Annotated in this window: 24 protein-coding genes and 6 tRNA genes; 10 read left to right on the top strand and 20 right to left on the bottom strand. The window is 56.4% G+C overall.

The window, feature by feature from the left end; genetic code table 11:
• Nucleotides 1-48 precede the first annotated feature (48 nt).
• On the bottom strand, nucleotides 49-585 hold the full coding sequence (locus QP888_RS04850) for a hypothetical protein (RefSeq protein ID WP_284812379.1): 537 nt from the start codon (nucleotides 583-585) through the stop codon (nucleotides 49-51).
• A gap of 97 nt (nucleotides 586-682) precedes the next feature.
• On the opposite strand from QP888_RS04850, the gene QP888_RS04845 reads away from it, so the two are divergent.
• Nucleotides 683-1873, top strand: coding sequence for a cytochrome P450 (locus QP888_RS04845; protein WP_284812378.1), 1191 nt, complete (start codon nucleotides 683-685; stop codon nucleotides 1871-1873).
• Between the two features lie 50 nt (nucleotides 1874-1923).
• On the opposite strand, the gene QP888_RS04840 is transcribed toward QP888_RS04845, so the two are convergent.
• The 7 genes from QP888_RS04840 to ramA all read right to left on the bottom strand — a co-directional run bounded on the left by QP888_RS04840 (nucleotide 1924) and on the right by ramA (nucleotide 9329).
• Nucleotides 1924-1996 (bottom strand) — tRNA-Ala (locus tag QP888_RS04840).
• A gap of 197 nt (nucleotides 1997-2193) precedes the next feature.
• Nucleotides 2194-2913 carry a DsbA family protein gene (locus tag QP888_RS04835; RefSeq protein ID WP_284812377.1) on the bottom strand — a complete coding sequence of 240 codons (720 nt, stop codon included), beginning with the start codon at nucleotides 2911-2913 and terminating at the stop codon, nucleotides 2194-2196.
• A gap of 65 nt (nucleotides 2914-2978) precedes the next feature.
• Complete coding sequence (locus tag QP888_RS04830; protein ID WP_284812428.1) at nucleotides 2979-3458, bottom strand: MauE/DoxX family redox-associated membrane protein; 480 nt, start codon at nucleotides 3456-3458, stop codon at nucleotides 2979-2981.
• 43 nt (nucleotides 3459-3501) lie between these two features.
• Entirely contained in the window at nucleotides 3502-6117 is a 2616-nt protein-coding gene (locus QP888_RS04825; protein WP_284812376.1) for an ABC transporter permease, read from the bottom strand.
• Nucleotides 6118-6119: 2 nt separating this feature from the next.
• Nucleotides 6120-6938: an ABC transporter ATP-binding protein gene (locus QP888_RS04820; protein ID WP_284812375.1), complete on the bottom strand. Its 819-nt coding sequence runs from the start codon at nucleotides 6936-6938 to the stop codon at nucleotides 6120-6122.
• Nucleotides 6939-7098: 160 nt separating this feature from the next.
• Nucleotides 7099-8361, bottom strand: a complete 1263-nt coding sequence (murA, locus tag QP888_RS04815; protein WP_284812374.1) for a UDP-N-acetylglucosamine 1-carboxyvinyltransferase — start codon at nucleotides 8359-8361, stop codon at nucleotides 7099-7101.
• Nucleotides 8362-8486: 125 nt separating this feature from the next.
• Nucleotides 8487-9329, bottom strand: a complete 843-nt coding sequence (ramA, locus tag QP888_RS04810; RefSeq protein WP_284812373.1) for an acetate metabolism transcriptional regulator RamA — start codon at nucleotides 9327-9329, stop codon at nucleotides 8487-8489.
• Between the two features lie 301 nt (nucleotides 9330-9630).
• Here ramA and cysK point away from each other — a divergent pair, with 301 nt between their 5' ends.
• On the top strand, nucleotides 9631-10566 hold the full coding sequence (gene cysK / locus QP888_RS04805) for a cysteine synthase A (protein ID WP_284812372.1): 936 nt from the start codon (nucleotides 9631-9633) through the stop codon (nucleotides 10564-10566).
• 21 nt (nucleotides 10567-10587) lie between these two features.
• Complete coding sequence (gene epsC / locus QP888_RS04800; RefSeq protein WP_018120848.1) at nucleotides 10588-11154, top strand: serine O-acetyltransferase EpsC; 567 nt, start codon at nucleotides 10588-10590, stop codon at nucleotides 11152-11154.
• A gap of 189 nt (nucleotides 11155-11343) precedes the next feature.
• Here epsC and QP888_RS04795 read toward each other — a convergent pair whose 3' ends face one another.
• The 3 genes from QP888_RS04795 to QP888_RS04785 form a co-directional block, all read right to left on the bottom strand.
• Entirely contained in the window at nucleotides 11344-11634 is a 291-nt protein-coding gene (locus QP888_RS04795) for a GNAT family N-acetyltransferase (protein WP_502869113.1), read from the bottom strand.
• Between the two features lie 167 nt (nucleotides 11635-11801).
• Nucleotides 11802-11874 (bottom strand) — tRNA-Phe (locus tag QP888_RS04790).
• Nucleotides 11875-11928: 54 nt separating this feature from the next.
• Nucleotides 11929-12002 (bottom strand) — tRNA-Asp (locus QP888_RS04785).
• A gap of 468 nt (nucleotides 12003-12470) precedes the next feature.
• On the opposite strand from QP888_RS04785, the gene QP888_RS04775 reads away from it, so the two are divergent.
• A complete protein-coding gene (locus tag QP888_RS04775; RefSeq protein WP_284812370.1) occupies nucleotides 12471-12788 on the top strand; it encodes a ribbon-helix-helix domain-containing protein in 318 nt (105 codons plus the stop codon).
• Nucleotides 12789-13111: 323 nt separating this feature from the next.
• Here the strand turns inward: QP888_RS04775 and QP888_RS04770 are convergent.
• A tRNA-Asp gene (locus QP888_RS04770) sits at nucleotides 13112-13188 on the bottom strand.
• 31 nt (nucleotides 13189-13219) lie between these two features.
• Nucleotides 13220-13292 (bottom strand) — tRNA-Glu (locus QP888_RS04765).
• A gap of 140 nt (nucleotides 13293-13432) precedes the next feature.
• On the opposite strand from QP888_RS04765, the gene QP888_RS04760 reads away from it, so the two are divergent.
• Nucleotides 13433-13834, top strand: coding sequence for a metal-sensitive transcriptional regulator (locus QP888_RS04760; RefSeq protein ID WP_284812369.1), 402 nt, complete (start codon nucleotides 13433-13435; stop codon nucleotides 13832-13834).
• An 88-nt stretch (nucleotides 13835-13922) separates the two neighbouring features.
• Here the strand turns inward: QP888_RS04760 and QP888_RS04755 are convergent, their stop codons facing one another.
• Nucleotides 13923-14078 carry a hypothetical protein gene (locus QP888_RS04755; protein ID WP_284812368.1) on the bottom strand — a complete coding sequence of 52 codons (156 nt, stop codon included), beginning with the start codon at nucleotides 14076-14078 and terminating at the stop codon, nucleotides 13923-13925.
• A gap of 424 nt (nucleotides 14079-14502) precedes the next feature.
• On the opposite strand from QP888_RS04755, the gene QP888_RS04750 reads away from it, so the two are divergent.
• The 3 genes from QP888_RS04750 to QP888_RS04740 all read left to right on the top strand — a co-directional run bounded on the left by QP888_RS04750 (nucleotide 14503) and on the right by QP888_RS04740 (nucleotide 17928).
• On the top strand, nucleotides 14503-14745 hold the full coding sequence (locus tag QP888_RS04750) for a heavy-metal-associated domain-containing protein (RefSeq protein WP_284812367.1): 243 nt from the start codon (nucleotides 14503-14505) through the stop codon (nucleotides 14743-14745).
• Between the two features lie 72 nt (nucleotides 14746-14817).
• The gene (locus QP888_RS04745) at nucleotides 14818-17184 is read left to right on the top strand and encodes a heavy metal translocating P-type ATPase (protein ID WP_284812366.1); all 2367 of its coding nucleotides are present in this window, start codon (nucleotides 14818-14820) and stop codon (nucleotides 17182-17184) included.
• Nucleotides 17185-17292: 108 nt separating this feature from the next.
• Nucleotides 17293-17928, top strand: a complete 636-nt coding sequence (locus tag QP888_RS04740; RefSeq protein ID WP_284812365.1) for a hypothetical protein — start codon at nucleotides 17293-17295, stop codon at nucleotides 17926-17928.
• A gap of 333 nt (nucleotides 17929-18261) precedes the next feature.
• Here the strand turns inward: QP888_RS04740 and QP888_RS04735 are convergent.
• A tRNA-Lys gene (locus tag QP888_RS04735) sits at nucleotides 18262-18334 on the bottom strand.
• A 300-nt stretch (nucleotides 18335-18634) separates the two neighbouring features.
• Nucleotides 18635-20146, bottom strand: a complete 1512-nt coding sequence (gene scpC / locus QP888_RS04730) for a succinyl-CoA:acetate CoA-transferase ScpC (protein ID WP_284812364.1) — start codon at nucleotides 20144-20146, stop codon at nucleotides 18635-18637.
• A gap of 344 nt (nucleotides 20147-20490) precedes the next feature.
• Here scpC and dusB point away from each other — a divergent pair, with 344 nt between their 5' ends.
• Entirely contained in the window at nucleotides 20491-21639 is a 1149-nt protein-coding gene (gene dusB, locus QP888_RS04725; protein ID WP_284812363.1) for a tRNA dihydrouridine synthase DusB, read from the top strand.
• Nucleotides 21640-21718: 79 nt separating this feature from the next.
• Nucleotides 21719-22417, top strand: coding sequence for a phosphate signaling complex PhoU family protein (locus QP888_RS04720; protein WP_284812362.1), 699 nt, complete (start codon nucleotides 21719-21721; stop codon nucleotides 22415-22417).
• A gap of 217 nt (nucleotides 22418-22634) precedes the next feature.
• On the opposite strand, the gene pstB is transcribed toward QP888_RS04720, so the two are convergent.
• Genes pstB through pstS form a run of 4 tightly spaced genes read right to left on the bottom strand, consistent with a single transcriptional unit; the run spans nucleotide 22635 to nucleotide 26550 of the window.
• Nucleotides 22635-23414, bottom strand: coding sequence for a phosphate ABC transporter ATP-binding protein PstB (gene pstB / locus QP888_RS04715; protein WP_284812361.1), 780 nt, complete (start codon nucleotides 23412-23414; stop codon nucleotides 22635-22637).
• A 19-nt stretch (nucleotides 23415-23433) separates the two neighbouring features.
• Nucleotides 23434-24327 (bottom strand): phosphate ABC transporter permease PstA, encoded by an 894-nt coding sequence (gene pstA / locus QP888_RS04710; protein ID WP_284812360.1) that lies wholly within the window; start codon nucleotides 24325-24327, stop codon nucleotides 23434-23436.
• Entirely contained in the window at nucleotides 24324-25301 is a 978-nt protein-coding gene (gene pstC, locus QP888_RS04705) for a phosphate ABC transporter permease subunit PstC (protein ID WP_284812359.1), read from the bottom strand. Before pstC ends, pstA begins: the two co-directional genes overlap by 4 nt.
• A 40-nt stretch (nucleotides 25302-25341) precedes the next feature.
• On the bottom strand, nucleotides 25342-26550 hold the full coding sequence (pstS, locus tag QP888_RS04700) for a phosphate ABC transporter substrate-binding protein PstS (protein ID WP_284812358.1): 1209 nt from the start codon (nucleotides 26548-26550) through the stop codon (nucleotides 25342-25344).
• Nucleotides 26551-26577: the final 27 nt, after the last annotated feature.

Here is a 26577-nt window from a genome sequence, read left to right as displayed (position 1 = left end):
GGTGCTAGCTCGCCGATGGGTGCGACCCCACTAAAAAACTGCTAAGCCCTAAGCCTGCGGGTTTTTCGGCAGCAACCGGCGAGTAACTACCACCATGAACGTGATCAGCAAAATAAACAACGCAGCATCAGCAGCGACGTAAAAATAGTGCGTGGTCGAGCCACCTGCAAAATTTCCGGCCAGCACGGCATCGGTCCGGATGTTCAGGATCGGACGAATCACCAGAATTTTGATCGCCAGCACCACGCTAATCGCGATGCCCAGGCCCCAGAGTTTCTGCCGCGACGGCCGACCCAGCAGCCGCACCAGCGTCGTCATGAGCACGACGGCCAGGATGACCTCGACGATGTTCATCGCAAAAAACACCCGCCGACCAATGCCCAGCCCCAGCGGAATGGTGATCCCTGGGGCGGTGAACTTCAGTGGCGCCTCGATCAACGAAATACCGATGATCAACCCCAACCAAATCGCAGGCAGGAAAAACAGGAGGCTTCGCGTCCCACGGCCGCCTCCGATGGGTTTCGCAGCCAGCTTGCGTGCACTGCTTTTTCCGGTGTCTTTCTTCGAACTAGCAGTCTTTTTCATGCCCTCCAGTTTAGCGGTTTGCACTGCTGCTATTGGACAGAATTTTCCATCTCACATTTCTTATTTCAGCACGAAAATATCTGTTAGCCTCGAAATTGTGTCTGAAAAACTATCTTCTTCCCCTGACAAACTAGACATTCGCACTTTCGACCCGGCCGGGCGTGATCCGTTGGCTTATTCCCACGACGTCCATGCTCACGGCTGCCCGATTGCGCATGACGACGCCGGAGATGTCGTTATCGTGAGCCATGACGAGGTCACCCGCGTCGCCCAGGATGCCGAAACCTTTAGCTCCGCGGTCTCGCGTTACCTGCAAATCCCAAACGGGCTGGATGGCGACAAGCACAGCGCTTTCCGACGCTTGCTGGATAACTACCTGAATGCCGACGAGGTTGCCCGTTACAGCGCAGATTTTCACCGGGTGGCCCGCGAGGTCATCGACGGTTATCTTGCCGACGCCCCCGCTACCGGTGATGACGTGAGTGTCGATGCCGTGCAAGATTTGGGCTACGATTTTGCGGTGCGCGCCATGGTCGCGTGGCTGGGGTGGCCACGCGCGATTGAGCCCCGGCTGAAGGAATGGGTGGAGAAAAACGCGGCCGCCACTCGCTCTGGGCAGCAGCACCGCACCGCCCGGGTGGCCCAGGAATACGACGAGATCATCAACGAGGTCGTCGGCGAGGTTCGTGCTGCCGGGCAAGATTGCGTGACCTACCGCTTGATCAATGACACCAGTTTGGGCCGCGAGTTGGAATTCGACGAGATCGTGTCCATCCTACGCAACTGGACCGGCGGTGATCTTGGTTCGATGGCGAAATGCGTGGGAGTTTTGTTGCACGCGCTCGCAAAAAACACTGCTATGCAAGAGCGCATCCGCTCCGGCGTGTCTTCCGAGGAGCTGGTGTCGCTTGTCGACGAGATCTTGCGCATTGACGATCCGTTTGTTTCTAACCGGCGGGTCAGTACCTGCCCGGCAACGGTGGGTGGCAAGCAGATCGACGAAGGTCAGCGAGTGTATTTGCACTGGACTGCTGCAAACCGTGACCCTGAGACATTTTCCGACCCAGACGGCTTCGATCCAGAGGGGAATGCCGAGAAGAATCTGGTCTGGGGCACTGGGCCACATGCGTGCCCCGGCAAGGATTTGTCGATGGTGGAAATCGGCGCTTTTGTTGAGGAGCTGCTTTCAGCGACGAATGTGCGTGCGGGTGAAAACCAGCACGGCGAGCGCGATGAGCACCCGGTCGGCGGCTGGAGTAGCTTGCCGATTACTCTACAACGGCGCTAAAAGGATAAGGCAAACCCCCGGTCATTAACGACCAGGGGAAATGCAAAAAGTGGAGCTAACGGGACTCGAACCCGTGACCCCCACACTGCCAGTGTGGTGCGCTACCAGCTGCGCCATAGCCCCAGGTTGAAACTCACAGCGATGACCCGGTGTTCCTCGCCGTCTGTTCAACGAATGTTGAGTCTACACTTTCACCTTGAGGGTGAACAAATCCTGCGCTCAGCCAGGGTTTTCGGAAGATTCTTCCATCCTAGCCTGAGCGCAGGAGGTGTCTATGAAGCTGTGCTAGCTTTCGAGATCAGCCCTGTGCTTAGCGCGCATTACTTGGACTCAACAGCAACTTTCACCCAGTCGTTAATGTCCTCAACTTCCAAGTCTTTGCCATCCATCAGAACGCGCGGGGTGGAAACGCGATCGACCTTAGATTCCAGGTCTTTACCATTGGCCTCGCCAGCTTCGCGGGCCTTCTCCAGGAACTTGCCGTTGCGAATATCCTCGACAGCCTCGTCAGATGCTTCCATCTGTGCGGCCGCATCAGCGAAATCATCAGGGCCCCAACTACGGACAATATCCTGCAGGTTTTCGAACATAGCTTCACGCAGGTTCCACAGGGCGTTGACGTCGTCATGCTCAGCTAATGCCAGCAGGGCGGCAACTGCCTGGGTGGAATGACCATCGCTCTGGTGATCCAGGAAAGTCATAGGGTGAATCGATACAGCCAGGTTCCCGGCGTTGATTTCTTCCAGAGCCTCAGCATCCGTAGCTTCTGCCAACTCTCCACAGTGCGGGCAGGAGAAATCCTCATACAGATCAACGTGTGGGGCCTTGTCGGCATCACCAAACGTCAGGGTGTTGTCGTCAAAACTCGTTTCTGCGGAAACTTGCTTGATCTCCCAATTGGCAAATTTCTCTGCTTTCGCCCCCTGGCCAGCAATGACGATATACGCAATCACTGCTACCACGATGACCAGCACCGCGACGATGGCACCGATAAAGCCCGCGCTCGATTTCTGGTTTGGGTTAGTTACTTTCTTACTCACTCATCCACCTATTTCTTCGTTGTTTTTCGCTAGCGATAAGGTCTCGGTTAAGGATAAACGGCCGCCTACGGATAAATAGCTAAGCGTCGGAAAGGTCTGCGCGCAATCCACACGCTTAAGAAGATATAAAACACATCCCGCAGGATTGTCCGCAAATAGTTCATAGCCTGATCCGATTCGCTGATGTCGACGGTGAAGCAACCGCAATCGATCATCAGCCCACGCGCCCATGCGGACCCTACACCGATGATAAACAGCACCAACACCGTCGTCGATACCCAGCCTGCTGGTTTCAGGAACAAACCAAGAAGCAGGAATGCTCCCCCGGCGATCTCCAGCGGGCCAATCAGATGTGCCAACGCCGAAGACCATTCCGGGGTGAAGATTTCGTAGCCCTCAATGGTCTGTGTCACGGACAGGTGCTGATTCAATTTGGCGGAGCCAGCACTGATCCAGATATAGGCCATATAAAACCGTGCGAAAGCGCTGATCGCCTCGAGCACCCAGAAACCTAGAGAGTGCCCCTTCCAGGTGCGTTTCGCCATACCAACATCTTTGGGTTCAGTCGTGCTGTCCATATCGTTCATGCTAGTCCGCGATGGCTTCCAGCGGTGGTGTCTTAGCAGCCTTGCGTGCTGGCCACAACGCGGAAACCACGCCCACGACTGCCGCACCACCCAGCATGATCAGCACCTGGTTCCACGGAATGACCGCTCCGCCGAGGCCTTCACCTGCCAGCACGTCGATAAACGCCCAGCCCAGGCCAAGACCCGCAAGAATTCCCATGATGGCACCGAATAGCGCAATCTGAACGGCTTCAACAATGATCATCGTGCGAATCTGTCCCCGGTAAGCACCAACTGCGCGCAACATGCCGATTTCTTGTCGACGCTCAATCACACCGAGTGTCAGCGTATTGATAATGCCCAGCACCGCGATGATCACGGCAAGCGCCAGCAACGCATACAGGATTGACAGCATCTGATCGATCAGCTGGCTAGCCTCGTCAGCATATTCGGCACCGGTTTTCACCTGGATGACCAGGAATTCCTTGACCGATTCGATCAGCCGCTCGCGCATCTCATTTTCCCCGACAGAATCATCGGTGTTTATCGCGATCATTTGGATCGGTGCGGTATTGCCTTCCATAACTTCATCAACGGCAGATTGTGCAACCAGCAGGTTTTCAAAGATGTCGTTCTCGCTGCTGTAAATGCCGGTGATGGTCACTTCGGTTGCATGCCCAGGTTCCACAGCGACTGGTGCACCAGTTTCATCGGAGCTTTCGGCAGTTTCCAGTGTGGTCAGTGGCAAAGCCTGACCGACGGTCCAGCCTTCCGCCTCTGCCAGTTCATCACTGACCAACACTCCCGGCTGGGCAACCAAATCCGCAGAGCCTTCCAGAATTTCCATGTCGGCGAAATCCTGCGGGTTGCCGTCAATACTGTTGGTAAAGGTATACCCCGGACCATAGTTGTATCCGGCCTGGCCGGCGATCTGCACTGGCGCCATGCGCATGGTCACTGTGCTTTCCACACCGTCGGTTTCCGCCAAGGCACCCGGTACGGCCTGTGGTACTGGGAAAGACCCATCCTGCGGGCCGGTAGCCAAGAAATCCGCGGTAACGGTTTCTTCCAGCATGTCGCCGATGCTGTTTTTCATGGTCGCCCCCAACATGCCAATGCCGGTAACCAGCATCATTCCTAGGGTCAACGCGAATGCCGTGGCAGCGGTACGGCGTGGCGAGCGGCGCGCATTCGTGGAAGCCAGCCGTCCCATGGAGCCAAACGGTGCTCCGATGACCCGTCCCAGCGCGGGCACGATGCCCATGCTGAATGCCGGTCCAGCCATGAAGTAGCCGACGACTACTAAGAAGGCACCGATGCCGACCAAGCTGGCGCGCAGAGTAGTTCCAGAATCGTCCAACAACATCGCCAGACCTGCGGCCAGTACGCCTGCGACGATGATGATGGTTCCGATAATGGTGCGCACGGTCAGCGGCGCTCCCGCGGCGGATTCTGTCGAGCGCATGGCCTCGACTGGCTTCACCCTGCCCGCCCGGCGCGCCGGCGCCCAGGCAGAACCGATGGTGACCAGAATTCCCAAGATGATTGGCACGACAACGGCGGAAACCGACAAACCCAGGCCCCCACCGTCGAAGGACATACCACGCGCTGATAGCACCGCGCGGATCACCGCAACCAAGCCAATACCGGCAACCACACCTAGCACCGAACCCAGGAACCCGACGACCAGAGCTTCGACGACAACTGATCCGGTGATCTGGCGCTGAGACGCACCGATAGACCGCAGCAGCGCGAATTCTTTGATGCGCTGAGCCACAATCATAGAGAAGGTATTGGCGATAATGAACGTGCCCACCAGCAGACCAATCAGCCCGAAGGCAACTAGGAAGTAATTGACGAAGCTCAGCGCGTTGCTGATTTGTTCGGTCAAGTCGTCGGCAAGCGCCTGCCCGGTTTGTGCGTCTACCTGCGGGTATACTTCGTTGAGGTGGTTCACCAGCTGCTCGGAAGTGGTGCCATCGTGTGCGGCGACGGTCATCTGGCTAGCAATACCGTCCGGGTTAAACAGGTGCTGGTACGCTCCTGCCTCCATCAACACCGACAACGAGCCCAATCCTTCTTCCAGGGCTGGGGTGTAGATTCCGCTTACGGTGACTTCGTAGCGCTCATCCGGGGCGACCAGGATGATCTTCTCACCGACGCTGATGCCTTGCTCTTCTGCAGCGGTGTCGTTGACGATGACCTCGCCGTCACCGTGCGGTGCTGCGCCGTCAATGATGTCGTCGGCCTCTCCCACCTTGGCTTCCGGCGGGTAATACATCTGCAACGTGGAAGTACCGCCACCTACTTGGTAAGCCTCCAGGTTCTCATTGGCGACTACCACGTTGGTAGATTCAGTCAGGTTGACCGCACGCACCGATTCATCGGCACTAATCGCTTGCACGGTCTCTCCATCGATGATGGGGTGGCCTTCTGCCGGACCGACAGCTGCATCCACGTCCTCATAGGCGCTGCCCACGGCTGCCTCAAAGGTCGACGACAGCGAGTTGGTAAACATGAACGCGCCGGAAATAAATGCGGTGCCCAGCATCACTGACAGCACCGTCAGTGCCAGACGCAGTTTGTGCGAGACGATATTGCGCACGGCGATAGTGCGCATGGAAGTTCGCTTCGCCATATTTAGCCCTCAATTCCCGCCATGGTCTGCAAAATATCGTCCATGCTGGCGCCGTGTAGCTCATCGACGATAGTGCCGTCTTTCAGGAATATCACGCGATCGGCATACGAGGCCGCGCGCGCATCATGGGTGACAATCACCACGGTTTGGTCGTCGTTATCAACGGCAGTGCGCAGAATATCCAGTACCTCTGCCGAGGAATTCGAATCCAAGTTACCGGTCGGCTCATCACCGAAAATGATCTCCGGGCGCGAGACCAACGCGCGGGCACACGCCACGCGCTGCTGCTGGCCGCCGGAAAGCTCTGCTGGGCGGTGATCCAGGCGCTTGGCCAAGCCCAGGCGCGCGGTGACCTCGTCGAACCACGCCTGATCTACGTCTTTGCCGGCAATATTCAGTGGCAAAGTGATATTTTCCGCCGCTGTGAGTGTTGGCACCAGGTTAAACGACTGGAAAATAAAACCGAGCCGGTCACGCCGCAGCTCGGTAATGCCTTTATCGCCAAGCTGCGACAGGTCTGTCTCACCGATGAAGGAGTGCCCAGCAGAAGCCGCATCTAGCCCAGCCATGCAATGCATGAGCGTGGATTTGCCGGAACCGGAAGGTCCCATGATCGCGGTGAATTTCCCCCGCTCAAAAACCACATCGACAGCGTCAAGCGCAACAACTTCCGTATCACCCGAGCCATATTTCTTGGACAACCGGTGCGCGCGGGCAGCGGGAGCCGCTTGTGGTTCATCCTGTGGGTTAATGGTGTGTTTGTCAGTGACGTATTTGCCTGCGCCTGAGCTTTGCTGTGGGCCATTGTCGTGAGCCGTCATGTGGGTGCGAACCTTTCCGGAAAGTTTCGGCGAAATCTAGCGCGTGATTACTCCAAGCAGACTACCCGATAGGACTCACACCCGGGCAAGGTTTTCCGGTATTCACTGACGTATTCCGACGAAACCCCGGTTCGTACAAGCGCTGCACCAGCGAACCTGGCTATGCAACAGAGCGTTCGATGGTTGCCCCCAAACGCTGCAGATTCTCCACGAAATTCGGGTATCCGCGATCAATATGGTGCACGTCATGGACGGTGGTGACCCCGTCGGCACGCAAAGCTGCCAGTACCAAACCAGCGCCCGCGCGAATATCGGACGACCACACGCTTGTCGACGACAGCTCATCGATGCCACGCAACACGACGTGGTGGCCATCCACTTGGGCGTCCGCGCCGAGTCGCTGCATCTCGTCCACAAACCGGAACCGCGCCTCAAACACGTTTTCCGTGATCACAGACATGCCGTCGGCAAGCGCGGAAATGCCAATTGCCATCGGCTGCAGGTCCGTTGGGAAGCCCGGAAACGGCAGGGTTTGATAGTCGACAGCGACCGGGCTCTGGTCCATGCGCACGCGGAATCCGTTTTCGTACGATTCGATTTCGGCACCCGCGCTGCGCAGCTTTTCCAGCGGTAAATGCAGATGCTTCGGGGCAATGCCACCGACCGTAATATCGCCTTGCGTCATCGCCGCTGCATAGGCCCACGTTCCAGCCACAATGCGGTCGCCGATCACTTCGTGTTCGATCGGGTACAGTTTGTCGACGCCGGTGATCACGATTTTCGACGTCCCGGCACCTTCTACCTGTGCGCCCATGCCATTGAGCATGTCGCACAGGTCAACAATTTCTGGTTCCCGTGCTGCGTTATGCAGGGTGGTCACTCCATCGGTCAGTACTGCAGCAGTCAGAATGTTTTCCGTAGCACCGACCGAGGGAAAATCAAGTTTAATTTCTGCGCCATGCAGGTTTTCTGCCTCCGCGACGACTGCTCCATGCTGGATGCGGGTAGTCGCGCCCATTTTTTCCAGGCCGGATTGGTGCATATCGAGGGGGCGCGAACCAATCGCATCACCTCCCGGCAGTGCGACGACAGCACGACCGCAGCGCGCAGTCAACGGACCAAGCACGCAGACTGAAGCCCGGAACTGCCGGACCGCCTCAAAATCCGCGTCTGGGGATAACTTTTCACTGCTTGGGGTGGTGATCCGCACGATAGAACCATCGATTTCCACCTCACAGCCCAGCCCTTGCAGTACGTTTTGCATCAAGGGAACATCAAGGATTTCCGGGCAGTTGTGCAGCGTGGTCGTACCTTCTGCCAACAGCGCTGCGGCCATCAATTTCAGCACGCTGTTTTTGGCTCCGTCGACTTTGACCGAGCCTTGCAAGCGCGCGCCACCGGTGACTAAAAATATATCCTTCACGGTGTTAAACAGTACCGATTTCTCCGTTGCTTATGGTCTCATTCGACCAGCCCGTGCGAGCTCGCATAGTTTATTGCGAGCTCACATAGTTTTTTATGGGTTGTTTTATGGGCTAACGCAGATTTTTACGGCAAGGCACCAATGCGTCGAGCCGCGTTCACGGCCTCATACCTGGTGTGTGCACCCAATTTGCGCATGACAGAACGCAGATAAGACTTCACGGTCTCTGCACCAATGCCCATTTCTTCTGCAGCTTCCACATTCGTATGCCCCAGCGCGACGCACGAGAGCACATCGAGCTCACGGGCAGACAGCCGCGTAGATTGCTTCACGCGCACTGGCGAGACCATTTGCTCACACAGCACCTCGATTTCTTTGCGCATATTGTCATCATTGACGCGGTTAGCCAGCATACGCAGCTTGGAGTGCGTCGAACGCACCTGTTCCCATTCCGCGCCATTCATGCTGCGGTTGGAACGCGGCGTGGCAGGCACGGAGGCTTCGAATTGCCGTAGCGCGGAATTAACCGCGAAATCTTGCTCCAGACAACGGGCCGTCATCGTGACTTCTTCGATCACTTTGTCGCCCAAGCGCACCGGCGAGTGCACACCCACGTACAGCACCCCACGGATTTCGCGACGCACGATGACTGGCACTGCCAGTAACGAATGCAGCCCCTCATCCTGCATCACTTGGTCATTTTCGTGGCTAATGATGTTCGCACGCACGTAATCGGACACACCTACCGGGCGCCTGGTGTTAACCACGCGCCCACCGACGCCGGTTCCGGGTTCCATGATGAGGTTTTGCAGCGCTGGTGTACGCAGCCCAACCCACTGCGTGATTTGCAGGCGGTTATCAGCCAACAAGGTGGCGTACATGGTGACGGGAATGCTGGTGGAATTTTTCAACGTCGTTAGCGCTGAGCGGATGGCTTCGTCATCGTCTTTGACTAGTTGGGAATCCATGAAGTCTCCTCATCTGGGTGTACCCATTTGGGTGTTTCCAAAACCGCTTGACCTCACTGTAGCGTGAAAACGGGGGTAATACCTAACCCCGATCAACCCCACTAGAAACGTCACACAAAGCTGAAACTTTCGTTAATAAAATCCCCGACTTGGCTGTCTAGAATATAAAGACTGCTCTGTCTATTTCTTTGCTGTATAGTGGTGCGCAGAAACAAACCCCTATTTCATTGCAGAGTAACGCGCATAGTCCATATACAGACCAATGCATAGACTCTGCAGCCGCAAAGGAGATGAACAACAAATGGGTAAGGTATACGACAACATTCTTGACACCATTGGTGGCACCCCACTGGTTCGTTTAAACGAATCCGTCAAGGGCCTCAAGGCAAATGTCTACGCGAAGATAGAATCCTTCAACCCAGCAAACTCGGTGAAAGACCGCATCGGTCGCGCGATTGTCGATGCCGCCGAGGAGTCCGGTCAGCTGAAGCCAGGTGGCACGATTATTGAAGCTACCTCCGGTAACACCGGTATCGCCCTGGCGCTGGTGGGCGCAGCCCGCGGATACAAGGTCATCTTGACCATGCCAGAAACCATGTCCAACGAGCGTCGCGTTCTGCTGCGCGCATACGGCGCAGAAATTGTTCTCACGCCTGGTGCAGCCGGCATGCAGGGCGCCGTCGACAAGGCCAACGAGATCGCTGAGACCGAAGACAACGCCATCCTGGCCCGCCAGTTCGCTAACGAGGCCAACGTCCAGGTGCACTACCAGACCACTGGCCCAGAAATCTGGGAAGACACTGACGGCAACGTCGACATCTTCGTTGCTGGTATCGGTACCGGCGGCACCATCTCTGGTGCAGGCAAGTACCTGAAGGAAAAGAACCAGGACCTGAAGGCTATCGCCGTTGAACCAGCCGCTTCCCCACTGTTGACCGAAGGCAAGGCCGGCCCACACAAGATCCAGGGCCTAGGCGCAAACTTCATCCCAGAGATTCTGGATCGCTCCGCATTGGATGAAGTCATCACCGTCAGCAACGAAGACGCCGTCAAGGCTTCCCGCAAGCTGGCTGTTGACGACGGCATTCTGGGTGGCATTTCCACTGGCGCCAATATCAAGGCCGCCCTGGAGGTTGCAGCCCGTGACGAAAATGAAGGCAAGAACATCGTTGTGATCATCCCGGACTTCGGCGAGCGTTACGTTTCCACCTTGCTCTACGAAGACATCCGCGACTAATCACCTGTTAGGCTCTTGTCTATGTTCCAGATCGTATCCCGCATCCGCGAAGATCTTCAGAATGCCCGTGAGCATGACCCTGCTGCACGCGGTACCGTCGAAAATGCGATCGTGTATTCAGGTCTACACGCGATCTGGGCGCATCGCGTTGCCCACTGGTTATGGCAGCGCGATTGGAAGGGGCCTGCCCGAGTGTTGGCGCAGTTGAACCGATTTTTCACCGGAATTGAAATTCACCCCGGTGCAAAGATCGGTCGGCGCTTTTTCATTGACCACGGCATGGGTATTGTCATCGGAGAAACCGCCGAAATTGGTGATGGCGTGATGTTGTATCACGGTGTCACCCTGGGCGGCCAGGTGCTCACCCAGACCAAGCGTCACCCAACGTTAGAAGACAATGTTGTTATCGGTGCCGGCGCCAAGGTATTAGGCCCGGTGACGATCGGGAAGAATTCCTCGGTCGGTGGCAATGCCGTGGTAACCAAGGATGTTCCGGCTGATTGCATTGCCGTGGGCATCCCCGCCGTGGCGCGTCCACGGAAGAAAGAAGAGTGTGAAAAACTTCGCGACCCGGATTACTACATCTAGGCATCTCGCTCTGTCATCTAGGATGACCGCACACTAGTCGCCCCAGCGGCTGCACGGCGCGTAGTCCACACGCATGGTTAAAGCCCGAGTATTTACGCTCGGGCTTTTCTGCTGCCTGCACGCCCTAAGGTAATCGTGTGGATCTCCCCATGGGCGTAGCCGCTGCAGGGCGGTTTCAGGCTAGCGTTTTTATTTCGCTACCAGGTCTTGGTATTCCTCGTTTTTCTGCAAGAATTTCTCGTATGCCGGGCAAGTAGGAATAACCTTGAGGCCGTTGTCCCGGGCGTGATCCAGGCTAAATTTGATCAACGGCTTGGATAGACCGTTGCCTTGAAATTCTTCGTGTACCACGGTGTGGTCAAACTCGCGGATGTCGCCATTGTCTTTGTATTCAGAAAAACCCGCCAGCTCGCCGTCAACGGTTAATTCAAAGCGGGATTCTGCAGGGTTATCGGTGATTTGCTGGTTATGTGCAGTCATGAAATCTCTCCTTTGCTCATGTATTTTCCGTGGATCGTGTGATCCTCTAGCCGGAAAACCTGACGCCCCCAGTATGCCAGTATTCCTGGTACTCCTGTTCCGACCCTGCATTCGAGATACACGAAGCCCGCCAGGATGTTTCTGTAAACATTCTGACGGGCTAGATGTGGCCAGAAGCGGGATCGAACCGCTGACCTTCCACTTTTCAGGCGGATGCTCTACCAACTGAGCTATCTGGCCAAGGAAAATAATCATAGCATTAACGTTTCCGTGAATGCTTAGCATTTTCCTGAGCGACCCTGACGGGACTTGAACCCGCGACCTCCGCCGTGACAGGGCGGCGCGCTAACCAACTGCGCCACAGGGCCTTATTAACTTTGTGTGACTTCAGATTCTGCCTGTGCAGACTCCGTTGCGCACGATGGTTAAGACTACCGTTTGGTTGCATATCTGAGCAAATCTGCACTACAAACACCATAAAATTGACATCCGAACCCCTTCCTCAGCCTCAAATTTAAGCTCATAAAGTTATGGCTCCTAGTGTGCCTAACAAAATAGTGCCTCTAACAATAATGTTGCCCCCACCCCACATCATCGTCATCACTGGAGCATCAAATGGAATCGGTGCCGCAGCCGCGCGTACGCTACACACGACTCTCCCGAGCAATCAGTTCGTCATCGTCGGGCGTAGTGCAGTCAAGACACGCAGCGTCGCCAGCACCCGACCACGAAAAATCTGGAGGTCCTGCGCAAGATCTGCGACGATATGGCGGACAAGCTAGGCGTGAGTTGATAAAGAAAAATCTCGAGGCACCGGCAAATCAATGTGGGATTAAATGCAGCAGCCACTTGAGATCTTGTATACGGTTAAAACCATGAAAGAGCATCTAATTCATGGTCATACAATCGCTGATGAACAAATTCAGGCATGGGCCGACGAAGCAGAAGCTGGTTATGATCTATCCCAGTTGCCGTCGCCGAAAATGGGACCCCCAGAAAGCATGAACAATTCTTCAACAGTTATTTCGGTCGAGCTCGATGATGATCTGGTCGGCAGGCTAACCAAACGAGCAGCAGTTGAAGGACTATCTTCGCAATCAGAGGCTATTCGCAGGGCCATTCACGAATGGGTCGAAGGACCAAATGTCGCTTAGCCTGCACAAATCTGCCCGTAAGCATTATGAACGTGATAATCTGAGCGATTCCTCGATACTTTTCGCTGTCAACCACGTTCTTCGCTCATACCCACTCGATGATGAAGATCCACGGCGATGGTTGATGATTGGCCTAGATCAATCCGCTAGGCCACTTGAACTTGTAGCGTTAATTTTTGATGATGGTCACGTACTTATAATTCACGCCATGAAAGCGCGGAGGAAATACCTCAAAGGGACCTAAACTAAGGGGTGATGACAAGGTTCTTACTGAAAGAAAAATCTCGAGGCACCGTTTCCATAACGATGACTCGAGATCTTGTTGGCGACCCTGACGGGACTTGAACCCGCGACCTCCGCCGTGACAGGGCGGCGCGCTAACCAACTGCGCCACAGGGCCAAACTGTGAAAGAGTTTTAGAAAGCTCTTTGTACCCCCAACGGGATTCGAACCCGTGCCGCTGCCGTGAAAGGGCAGTGTCCTAGGCCGCTAGACGATGGGGGCTAGCGTGTTCAACACCGCGTTTCCTTGGTGTCGGCGACTTGCAATACATTAATACATACCATGGTATTACACAAAACAGCAGTTTATAGACTATTTTTAGCCGCTTGTATGCAGCGGCAAGCAACCAGTAATCTACGAGTATGAGCGCTGCGGATACCCCACAAGAACTCGCACAGACCATGGATACACAAACCACGGACACACAGAACATGCGCCGGGACAGCGAGCAGGACGACGATCATTGCCCGTGCACCCACCACGAGCATGGGTACAGCGCAGATAAATCCCGCTACCTGTCCCGTTTACGCCGCGTGGAAGGGCAAACCCGCGGGATTCAACGAATGATCAACGAAGACCAATACTGCATCGACATCATCACGCAAATCTCCGCAATCACCTCAGCATTAGAAAATATTTCCCTAGACTTGCTCAACGACCACATCCATTCGTGCGTGGCCGATGCCGCAACCCAATCCGGGCCACAGGCAGAAGCCACACTGGACGAGGCCATGAAGGCCATCCGCAAGATCGTCAAGAGCTAGCTAGTCCAGCAGCGCGGCAGCTTCGGCGTCGCCAAGTTCGACGATCGTGGTGGTCTCATCAGTGGTCAGTTGCGGTATGACGGCGTCGTCAGGAGCCACCATGCGGCTGCGAGAAGTTATTCGCCCCCTGCGGCCGACTCCATGGTCCGCTGCGCACGATCGTCGCCACCGGCACACGGTTCCAGTCGGTCGCCAGCTCGCGGGAAATACGGACCTCCACGGCCAGTGTTTGCTCGTTGAACATTATGAACGCCCAAAATGACCTTGGATATAGCGCAAAAACATTTCTCCGGCCTATAGAGGATCGCTGAATGCCGGGCGCAGGGTTCTTGCCGACGCCTAGCAGACCCCCAAACATCGTGACGTCGAAATCTTGTCGCGGTTTATGCGGTTGCCCATGGTTGCCCTAATTGCCCAGACTGGCCAGACTGGCCAGGCTGTTCCAGACGTTCTGGCAGCAATGCCGGACTCCCCCAGCAACGTTGCCGGTTGCGGAACTGGCCTACTACCTTGCCCAGCTCCATTGAAGAAACTGAATGATGATTGCGCGGGGGCTGCTACAAAACCAGCAATGCAGACCATCACCCATCCTTGTCACATACCCCATGGGGGTATAATATGAGGCGTATAGAATCCACAAAACGATTGCTCAAACAGAAAGGCTCATCATGTCCACCAAGAACGCATCCAATCCAGCAGCAACCTACAAAATCACCGGAATGAGCTGCGAGCATTGCGAAAAAGCCGTACGCGAAGAAGTATCCCCACTGTCCGGAGTTTCCGGCTTAGATGTCAGCTCCGCCAGCGGCGTACTCACAGTGCACTTTCACGAAGGCGCAGAAAACCCAGCTACTGATCAGGACATTATCGCCGCTGTCGATGAAGCCGGCTACACCGCCGAACGCGCATAGCACTGCACATAAAACTGCGCCCTCCTCACCGCGAAAGCAAAGCACAAACAAGCGCAAAGGAGCATGTCCCATATGCCCACTCCGACACCATCGTCACCGTCCCCAACCAACGCTGCCACCACAACCAACGCAGCGTCCCCAACCAACGCTGCCACCTCAACCAACACTGCGTCCCCAACCAACACTACGTCCACTATCGAGCTGAATATTTCCGGCATGACGTGCGCATCCTGTGCAGCACGCATCGAAAAGAAACTTAACAAGCATGACGGCGTGCAGGCACAGGTCAACTACGCCACGGAAAAAGCGACCATCACCGGCGGCACGGATGCCTTGGATGCCGACACATTGATCGCCACCGTCGAAAAGACCGGCTACGGCGCAGAGCTCATCCCAGAGACCACTACGCCGGGCTCGCAGGCTCCGCAGGATGCGATGGCCGAAACTGAACTGAATTCTTTACGACGCCGCCTGCTCGTGTCTGTTGTGCTAGCCATACCGGTTATTGCGATGGCGATGGTTCCGGCGTGGCAGTTCGACTACTGGGGCTGGGTCTCATTGGCGTTGACTCTCCCGGTCGTGCTGTGGGCCGGGTGGCCGTTCCACAAGGCTACGTGGCAAAACCTGCGCCACGGCAGCGTGACCATGGATACGCTGATTTCGCTGGGCACCTCCTCGGCGCTGCTGTGGTCGCTGGTCGCGCTCATCTTCGGTTCGGCAGGCGATGCTGGCATGCGTCACGGTTTTGATTTCACTGTCTCGCGTGGCGACGGGCTCAGCCACATCTACCTCGAAGTTGCCGCTGGCGTGATCACTTTCATCCTGCTGGGTCGATACTTCGAAAAGCGTTCCAAGTGCACCGCTGGTTCTGCCTTGCGCGCGCTGCTGGATCTGGGTGCCAGTGAAGTCACGGTGCTGCGCGATGGCTCGGAGGCCACCATCAGCATCGATGAGCTGGCTGTCGGCGATGAATTCGTCGTCCGCGATGGCGAAAAGATCGCCACCGACGGCGTGATCGTATCCGGTCACAGCACCATTGATACCTCGATGCTCAGTGGCGAATCCGTACCAGTAGAGGCAGGCCCGGAGGACTCTGTCGCTGGCGCCACGATCAACGTCGGTGGCGGCAAGCTGGTTGTGCGTGCCACGAAGGTCGGTACGGACACCCAATTGGCGCGGATGGCCAAGATGGTCGAAGACGCACAATCGGGCAAGGCTTCTGCCCAGCGATTGGCCGATAAAATTTCCGGCATTTTCGTACCCATAGTCATCGGTGTCTCCGTCCTCACGCTGCTCGCGTGGCTGCTCATCGATGGTGACTGGCCTGCCGCATTTACTGCCGCGGTTGCCGTGCTGATCATCGCCTGCCCGTGCGCGCTAGGTCTGGCCACCCCTACTGCTTTGCTGGTGGGCACCGGCCGTGGCGCGCAGATGGGCGTACTGATCAAGGGCCCGGAGGTACTCGAACAGTCCCGCGGCATTGATCGCGTCGTCCTAGATAAAACCGGCACCGTCACCACCGGCGTGATGGAGCTTGCCGACGTCATCACCGCAGAAGGCGTCGACCGCGGCGAGGTGCTGCACCTCGCCGGAAGCCTGGAACACGAATCCGAACACCCGATTGGCCGCGCGATCGCCCGGGCAGCAGCAGATAAACGTGCGGACGGTCGCCTCAGCGAGGTCACCAATTTCGAATCCATCCGCAGCGCTGGCGTGCGCGGAATGGTGGATGGCCGTCAGGTCGCCGTCGGCAAGCCAAGCCTGGCGGTGAACGAAGATCTAGGTGTGCTGCAGCAGCCGTTTTTCGACGCGCAGCACCAAGGACACACGGCATTGGCTGTGCTTGTCGACGGCACCCCCGCTGCTGTGCTGACCGTGGCCGATCAAGTGAAACCCACCAGCGCTGCGGCAATCAAGCAATTCCAGGAGCTTGGCATTGAAACGATGCTGCTGACCGGCGATAACCAGGCGGTGGCGAACACCGTCGCGGCCGAAGTAGGCATTGACCATGTGAAAGCAGAAGTCATGCCAGAAGATAAGGTCGCGGTGATCGAAGATTACCAAGCTCAGGGCTATCAGGTTGCGATGGTCGGTGATGGTATCAACGACGCCCCTGCCCTGGCGCAAGCCGATCTAGGCATGGCGATGGGCACCGGCACCGATGTGGCGATGGAATCCGCCGACATCACGCTGGTACGCGGAGATCTGCGGGCAGCCACCGACGCTATTCGCTTGTCTCGTCGCACGCTCGGTACCATCAAGGGCAATCTGTTCTGGGCTTTTGCTTATAACACGGCCGCAATCCCACTGGCCGCACTCGGTTTGTTGAATCCGATGCTCGCCGGTGCAGCAATGGCGCTATCGAGTGTGTTCGTCGTCAGCAATAGCCTGCGCTTGCGGGGATTCGAATCCACCGCGGGTACGGATATGAGTGCCTAGCCCACACTCGTCGGTGCCGTAGCCCCATTTTCGGGGCTCGGGGTTTTCGATGTGCGCGGGCGGGTGTGCCTGCCTGTGCTGTTGAGAATCTCGGATTACACTGCGTTTATGCGTTTTCACTCCCGCCCTACGGGCATCACTGGCATCTCTGCCGGATTACTCACGTTTGCTGTGGCTCTAGCAGGGTGCGGGTTAACGGAGGCGGAAGAAGTCGTGGTCACCACTACTGTGACTACGACTCTGCCAGACACAGCCGAGGATGAGTCGCCATCGTCACCCACGACGCCGTCAAGCGCCAAATCTTCTGTTTCATCAGCAGATTCCGGCGGATCTGCTAGCGCCGGTTCTTCTGCGTCTGCTACGCAAGAACCTAGCCCGAGTGGCACCAGTTCTGCGGGACACAGCCTCAGAGGTAACGACTCCGGGTGGATGCAAGGACAGAGTTCCAGCCCAGAGTGCACGATAAAGGCGATAGAACGGGATATTAAAACAAACGACGTCGCCTGGGTTTTCGTTGAACCTTGCGAAGGAAACTTCGCCGTTGCCGGACCGAAAGGAACAAGCCACCTCTATATGGTGCAGTGGAAAAACAGTGCTTGGCACCGGGTGCACTACGATGACCTGTTAGAAGCCCACTTCGGGGATGTGCCTTGTTACACCACCGCCACAATGGAAGAACTAGGAGTTGGTCCCCGCGTCCGTTCGCACATGTACAACTGCGAGACCGGCACGCACTTTCAGTAGGAATTTAATCACACACCACGCTCTGGCCGGTGCCCTCCACCAGACGCACTTTTGCTATATAGCCCTACTTATCCCGCTTTTTGCTTCTTCATCCGTTTACCCCATCGCCGGTAATCATGTCTATGGTGCCTTTTTACAAATAGAACCGCTGAAAGTGGCCTTTTTCGTTCACTATTTGTAAAAAAGACCCAATACTCTGGTCGACGCCCCGACCAGATGCGCTTTTTGTCACATATCCCCGCATAATCCCTCAACTTCACCCCGAGGATCACGCGCAAAGCAGATACAGCGAACCCCCGGTCGATTTCCCGACCGGGGGTTGCGCTCGTTATGTGGGCCCTGCGGGGATCGAACCCGCGACCTTCGGATTAAAAGTCCGCAGCTCTACCAACTGAGCTAAAGGCCCAACAGATCACTATGCTAATACATGCCAAACATAATTAAAAATCACCCTTGCGACAGTGCTCAAACCCCCTTACCATGGCGCTCTGAACGCACCTGGCACAGTGCTCAAAACGCGCCTGGCACACTACAAAAATCAGCCCAGCAAAAAGCAAAATCACCCCGGCCAGGTGCGTAAAGCACGCTAGCTTAGGGTGTCAGTCGTGCACACAAAACACGCTAGCTTGGGGCGTCAGTCAGGGGCCCAACAGAGCCCGACAGGAAGCTAGTTACAGCTAGCAACGACCAGTAGTAAGGCTAGGAATTAGTCCTGCCTGCCGCGCATATCGCCGTACTCTTCGAAGTTGCGCTGGAAATCAAAGGCGGTTTCCAGGTCAACCGGGGTGTGGACGTGCTGCTGTTTCATAGCACGATCGAAGTATGCCTGCAGTTCGTCACGGTAATCCGGGTGCGCGATCGCGATCATCTTCTCAGCACGGTCACGCGGGGTCAAACCACGCAGGTCGGCGTAGCCGTATTCGGTAATGAAGACCATGGTGTCGTGCTCAGTGTGATCGATATGCGAGGCGAATGGAACAATCGCGGAGATAGCGCCGCCCTTGGCCCGGGATGGAGAGATGAACGTCGAGATGTAGGCGTTACGGGTGAAGTCGCCGGAACCACCGATGCCGTTCATCACGCGGGAGCCCATGACGTTGGTGGAATTGATGTTGCCGTAAATATCGGCCTCAATCGCACCGTTCGACGAGATCAGGCCCATGCGGCGGATGACCTCTGGGTGGTTAGAGATCTGCTGCGGGCGCAGGATGATGTGCTCGCGGTACTTTTCTGCCTGCTCGTTCATTTTCTCCGCATATTCCGGGGACAAAGCGAACGAGGTAGCCGAAGCCACGGTCATCTTGCCTGCATCGATCAGGTCAAGCATGCCGTCCTGGATAACCTCAGTGTAAGCGGTGATGTTTTCGAACTTGGAGTCCAGCAGGCCAGCCATCACGGCGTTGGGCACGTTACCGACACCAGACTGCAGGATGAACTGATCGTATTCCAGGCGTCCCGCTTCGACCTCAGCTTCCAGGAACTTCAGGAAGTTCTGGGCGATCTTCTCGGAGATTTCATCTGGCTCGCTAAATGGGGCGTTGCGGTCTGCTGCATCGGTTTCGACGACAGCGACAACCTTTTCCTTGTCGATCTCGATGTATGGGGAACCAATACGGTCACCCACGTTGACGATCGGCACTGGGGTGCGGTTTGGCTTGCGTGGAATCTGGTAGATGTCGTGCATGCCCTCGAGGTTTTCGGACTGCCAGGAGTTGACCTCGATGATGACCTTATCGGCGTTGTCGATCCACTCCAGGTTGTTACCCACAGCAGACGATGGCACGATCTTCCCGTCTTCGGTGATCTTGGTGGCCTCGATAATAGCTACCTGGAAGCGGCCAAAAAAGCCCTGTTCAACCTGCAATCCCAGGTGAGACAGGTGGATGTCCTGGTACTTGGCTTCGCCAGCGTTGAACTGCTTGCGCAGGTTTGGGTCGGAGTTATAAGGGGTTCGGTAGTTAATGGCGTTGGCTTCTGCCAGCACACCGTCGCACTCTGGCGCGGTGGAAGCGCCGGTGAACAGATCGATCTTGAATTCTTCGCCCTTGGCGTGGGCTGCTTTCGCTTTGTCGGCAATAGCGGTAGGAACGGCTTTCGGGTAGCCAGCGCCGGTAAAGCCAGACATGCCGATCTTGTCGCCGTTGTTGACGTGCTCCGCAGCCTGTTCAGCGGAAACGATCTTATCTTTAAAGAATTCGTTGAGGATACGGTCAGCCACGTTAATCTCTCCTTGTTCTGAACGTTGTGAACTTCGTTAGGTTGTGAACTTCGCGTTCGTGTCGAGTGCGCCCTGTGCAAGCGGCAGAGCCCAAATTCCCACATGGGGGCCGGGACTCAATGTCTGCATAGCGCTTCTGACACCACAGTATAGCGGAGGTCACTGTGATTGTATTCATGATAAATACTAATACAGCTCATAGCCTTAATAGATCCATGTCATAGTCTGCTAGATCCAGTCATCGTTCGTGATCGCCGCGTTCATGAGCCGCGTTCATGAACCGCGTTCAGGATAGCCCCGGCGGCCGTTTGGTGTATTTCCCAACGTTGAGCACAATAGGGCCTGTGAGCTTAACAATCGGCCCCCACCAGCTTTCTTCCCCCGTCGTCCTCGCCCCCATGGCCGGGGTGACCAATGTCGCTTTTCGACGTCTCTGCCGCGAGCAAGAAATCGCGAAAACCGGCACAGTTTCTGGTTTGTATGTCTGCGAAATGGTCACCGCCCGTGCATTGGCCGAACGCAACGAAAAAACCTTACACATGACGACGTTCGCGCCGGAAGAATCTCCGCGTTCGTTGCAACTGTATACCGTAGATCCAGAATGGACCTACCAGGCTGCGAAGATGATCGTCGACGAGGACCTGGCCGATCACATTGATATGAACTTCGGCTGCCCGGTGCCGAAGGTCACCAAGCGCGGTGGCGGCGCTGCCTTGCCGTATAAGCGCCGGTTGTTCGGCCAGATCGTGGCCGCCGCGGTCAAAGCCACCGAAGGCACCGATATCCCCGTAACCGTGAAATTCCGTGTCGGCATCGACGACGAACACCACACGCATCTCGACGCCGGCCGCATCGCCGTGGAGGAAGGTGCCCAGGCGGTCGCGCTGCACGGGCGTACTGCCGCGCAACGTTATTCCGGCACCGCGGACTGGGAGCAGATCGCTGCGTTGAAACAGCACCTGGCACACACGGGAATTCCGGTGCTAGGCAATGGTGATATTTTCAAGGCCTCGGATGCTTCGGCGATGATGGAAGCCACCGGCTGCGACGGCGTCGTCATCGGACGTGGGTGCTTAGGTCGGCCGTGGCTGTTCGCTGAACTGTCTGCCCACCTGCGCGGTGAGCAACCCCCGGCCCCGCCGACTTTGGGTGAACTCACCGCCATCGTTACCCGACACGCGGAATTGCTCGGTGAGCACCAGGGTGAGGAACGCGCTTGCCGTGATCTGCGCAAGCACATGGGTTGGTATCTGCGCGGCTACCCGGTTGGCGGTGAGGTCCGGGCGCGCCTATCCAAGGTTTCTAGCCTGGCGGATCTTGCCGACGAGCTAGCTCCCTGGGCGGACTCTGACGCGCTTGCCGACGACGCCGACGGAGCCCGTGGACGCCAAGGCTCGCCATCGAAGGTGGCGCTGCCAGAAGGCTGGTTGGATGATCCACAAGATGATGCCCGCGCGCTCGCCGGTGCTGAGGCAATCAATTCTGGGGGATAACCAAGAGTTTTCCCGAACTTCACGTTTTACCAGCCGCGAGGTAATCTCGCGGCAACTTTGTGTTTTTAATCTCGTATCTATGCGTACTGCATATCGAGACACACTTCATAATTTTGCCAATGACATAATTGAACTCAGCGACACCGTCCACCAGGTGATGGACTTGGCTTCGCAGGCGTTGCTGGCCCAGCCAGAAGCCGCACAAGAACCCGCCACCCAGGCCGTCGCTCGCACGGAGGATCTGGATCCGATCCGCGAGCGCAGCGAAGCCCGCGCTTTCGAGCTGCTCGCTTTGGAGGGCCCGGTTGCTTCGGAGCTACGCCAGGTGGTTTCTTCGATTTATATCGTGGAGGATTTCACACGCATGGCAGCCCTTGCCACGCACATCGCCAAAGCGGTGCTGCGCCGTTTTCCGGAGCGCGTGTTGCCGGAACCAGTCACCGCGGATTTCGCGCAGCTATCCGAGCTTGTCGACGACATGGCGCAGCAAACCAACGCGATCCTGAAAGATCCGGCAGGCGGAATTGATACCGCCATGAATGATGATGACGACGCCGTCGACAAGCTCAATGCTGCACTGTTGGCACTGACCACTGCCGATGATTGGGCGCATGGTTCACGTGCGGCCGTGGATGTGTCCATGCTGGCTCGTTATTACGAGCGCTACGCCGATCACTGCGTCAACGTGTGCGCGCGCATCGTCTTTTTGTCCACCGGGAAACTCCCCGAGGGCTTTTTGAGCTCGCAGTTCCACCGTTCGCAGTTCGTTATCGATTAAACTTCTGCCCGCTATACGGCAAGCTTTGTCGCCTGCACTGCAAGAAAAATAGCCGCGGTCACAATCACCGCGGCCCTACCCTTATCACTTACCGGTTCGGAGTTTGCACGACGCCGACGCGAGGGTTTTCACCACGCCGACACAACGTCTTTCATCCCACCGGCGCAATGTCTTTCACCACGCCGGCGCGGAGTTTTAACCACACCAGTTTGAGGTTTTAGCCAAACCGGCCGGCAATATAGTCCTCAGTTTCTTTTTTCCCGGGGTTTTCAAAAATCGTTTTCGTATCAGAAAATTCCACCAGGTGCCCCGGCTTCCCGGTCGCTTCCAAGGAAAAGAAACCAGTTTTATCCGAAACGCGTGCCGCCTGCTGCATATTGTGAGTGACCACGACAATGGTGTAATCCCGTTTCAAATTATGAATCAAATCTTCTACGGCCAGCGTGGAAATCGGATCCAATGCCGAACACGGCTCGTCCATCAGCAACACCTTTGGCTCCACAGCAATCGCCCGCGCGATACACAGACGCTGCTGCTGACCACCGGATAATCCCGCGCCGGGCTGATCCAGGCGGTCTTTGACCTCTTCCCACAAATTCGCCCCGCGCAGCGATCGCTCTGCCACCTCACGCAGACGCTTTTTATCTTTCACCCCGGCCAGCTTCAAACCAGCAACCACGTTTTCTTCGATAGACATCGTCGGAAACGGGTTCGCCTTTTGAAACACCATGCCCACATTCATGCGCACCGCCACGGGATCGACGTTGTTAGCATAGATGTCCTGCCCATCCAGCAGAATTTTGCCGTTCACACTCGCGCCAGGAATAACCTCGTGCATGCGGTTCAGCGTGCGCAACACAGTGGACTTGCCACAACCAGACGGCCCAATAAAAGCCGTGACCGCTTTGGCAGGGATGTTGAGGTTGACATTTTGTACCGCGTGAAAATCACCGTAGTAAATGTTGACGTCATCCAGCACGAACTTCGGATCAGACATGAGAATTAATCACCTTTGATTAGCGGGAGGTTTTCACAGAGAATTTGGCGGAAATCAACCGGGCGATACCGTTGAGCGCAGCGACGAATAGCACCAGGGTCAACGCAGCGCCCCAAAGCTTCGCAGCTACCTCATCGGAAGTTCCGGCTTTGTACATATCAAGCATCATCAGTGGCAGTGAGGATTGCGGCCCACCGAATGGATTGATATTCAACGACGAGGTAGACCCCACCAGGATCAGCACCGGGGCGGATTCGCCCATGATGCGTGCAATCGCGAGCACGATTCCAGTACCAATACCTGACATCGCAGTAGGCAATACGATGCGCACTATGGTTTTCCACTTCGGAACACCCAGTGCATACGCAGATTCACGCAGCTCCATGGGCACCACTCGCAGCATTTCTTCACAGTTACGCACCACGATCGGGATCATCAGTAACACGAGTGACAGCGCTACGGCAGCACCAGAACGCTCTAACCCCAGGACCGTAATCCACAGGGCATAAACGAACAGCGCAGCTACGATGGATGGCACACCGGACAGAATGTCCACCATGAACGTCGTCAGGCGGGCCAATGGGCCACCCTGGGAATATTCCACCAGGTAAATCGCGGTCAAAATGCCAATGGGAATAGAAATAAGCGAAGCGATGGCCACCTGAACCAGCGTCCCGACGATCGCGTGCAGCGCGCCACCTCCGATATCATGCAGGCGGATACCGCGCTGGGAATACTGCCACCAGCCGACATCAAAAATTGTGGGCAAACCGCGAGAGATTACTTCCCAGAGCACCCACACCAGCGGGATCAACGCGATGACCACTGCCAGCCACACACTGAGGGTGGCGATTGTGTCGGCGGTGCGGCGTTTTTGTGAAAGTCCGGCAGTTTCTAGAGTTGCTGGCGTCATGATGCACCCTTCTTCGATTTCTGTGTCGCTGTGGATTTCGACACCACCAATGAACGTGCCGCCGCGTTCACCACAAAGGTGAGGATGAACAGCACCAAACCAGCGGCGATATATGCCCCGGCGCGCAACGGATTGGAAAATTCTGGCGCGGCGTTCGCGATCAAGGTGGCAAACGTGGTCCCGCCGTCGAAAAGCGAGAAACGGAATTCTGTCAGCGGTGAGACGATCATGTACAGCGCCATGGTTTCCCCCAGTGCGCGGCCGAGTCCCAGCATCGAGCCTGAGATATAGCCGGAGAAACCAAATGGAAGCACCGTCATACGCACAACCTCCCAGCGTGTGGCGCCCAACGCCAACGCAGCTTCGATCTGGCCCGCCGGAGTTTGGTTGAAAATTTCGCGGGCGGTGGCGGCGATGATCGGAAGGATCATGATTGCGAGCACCACCGACCCGGTGAAGATGTTGCGTCCGGTAGCAAACGACGGTGAGTTTGGGTAGACGGTGAACAGGAAAAACCCGCCGGCCCAGCCGTCTAGCCAGTCATAGAAATCGGACAAGAACGGCCCGAGCACCTGCCAGCCCCACAGGCCATACACGATCGATGGGATGGCGGCGAGCATGTCCACCAAAAACCCGAGGGGTTTGACCATTCGGGCTGGGGCGTAGCTGGCCAGGAAAATCGCGATTCCCAGTGCAATCGGCATGGCAAGTAGCAGCGCCAAAGCGGAGATCAGCACCGTGGATCCCAGAATAGAGGCAATGCCAAAGGTCATCTTTTGCGGATCGGAGGTGATCCAATCCTGCCCGTAGGTGAGGAATCCGAGGTAGCCCTCGGTATTGCGGTTGAGTGCCGGGACCGCTTGCAGGACCAAAAAGATGCCAATGGCGGCGATCATCAAGGTCATCAGCAGCGCCGAAGTCGACGATGCGGTGCGGAAAACCCGGTCGCCGATGCGTGTTCGTGCCTGCGACATTATCAGACGCTTTCTTGTTATTAACGCTTATTTCAACTGCTTAAAGCTCGGACAATGAGGATTGAGCACTAGCACCCGAGCCAGCACCAATGGCATCAACCGCATCGTGTAGACGCTGCAAGTGCTTGCCGGTCACCGGGATGTATCCAGAGGCTGCAAGCTCATCATCCTGGGATTCCAGCATGACGTTGAGGAAATCCTTCACCTGGGTTTCGGTTTCTTCGTCGTAGCCATCCGAACAGACGATCTCGTACGTGGTGAGAATCAGCGGGTATGCACCTTCGTCGTCAGAAGCAAACAAGGCATCGGAATCAACGACCATATCGTGCGGAGCTTCATCACCGTCCGCACCCTTGAATTTCAAGTTATCAAGGGCTACCCCCACGGATTTTTCGCTCAGTTCTACCGGGCCGGAACCGAAGTCTAGGTGAGCGATGCCCAGGCCGGTTTGTTCCGCAAACCCGGATTCCACATACGTGATGGCACCGTCAATGGATCCGGTCTGGCTGGCGACACCGCTGGAACCGTTCGCACCCTCCCCGACCTTTTGCGGGAATTGCTTGCCCGCAGCATCCCAGTGGCCAGTCGAAGCAGTCAGGAACTTCTGGAAGTTATCCGAGGTACCGGATTCATCCGAGCGGTACACCACGGTGATCTTGGTATCTGGCAGGCCCGCATCCGGGTTGGCCTCGGCGATCTCTGGATCATTCCAGCTGGTGATCTCGCCGGAAAAGATCTTGGCGACGGTGTCTACTGGCAGATTCAGCTCCCCGTCGACGCCTTCGACGTTATAAGCGATGGCGACCGGGCCAATGACCATCGGCAGGTGCCATGCATCATTGCCTTCGCAGCGATCAGCAGCGGCCTGCACTTGGTCGTCTTTGAGTGGCGAATCAGAACCGGCAAAATCCACATTGCCCGCGATGAATTCGGTCTGACCGGAACCGGAACCGGTCGGATTGTAGGCCAGGGTGGCATCAGTCAGCGAGTTGAATTGCACGCCGAAGTAATCCATCGCGTTTTGCTGCGAGGATGCACCTTCTCCAATGAGCTCGCCGGTGGCGGTGTAATCGCTATCGACGGCATCGTCGGCAATGCTAGCAGCTTCATCCACTTCCGAGCACGCAATCAACGATGCCGATAAAGCCACCGCTCCCAGTACTGCGGAAACTTGACGCAACTTGTATTGACGCAGCTTGTTACGGGAAAAAGCAGTGCGGGAAAAAGCGATGCGGTTGGTCAGAGTCATGGGAGCCTTCCTGGATTACTGTGCAAT

The organism is Corynebacterium sp. MSK297, assembly GCF_030232885.1.
Lineage (GTDB): Bacteria > Actinomycetota > Actinomycetes > Mycobacteriales > Mycobacteriaceae > Corynebacterium.
This window is presented reverse-complemented; position numbering and strand designations above follow the sequence as displayed.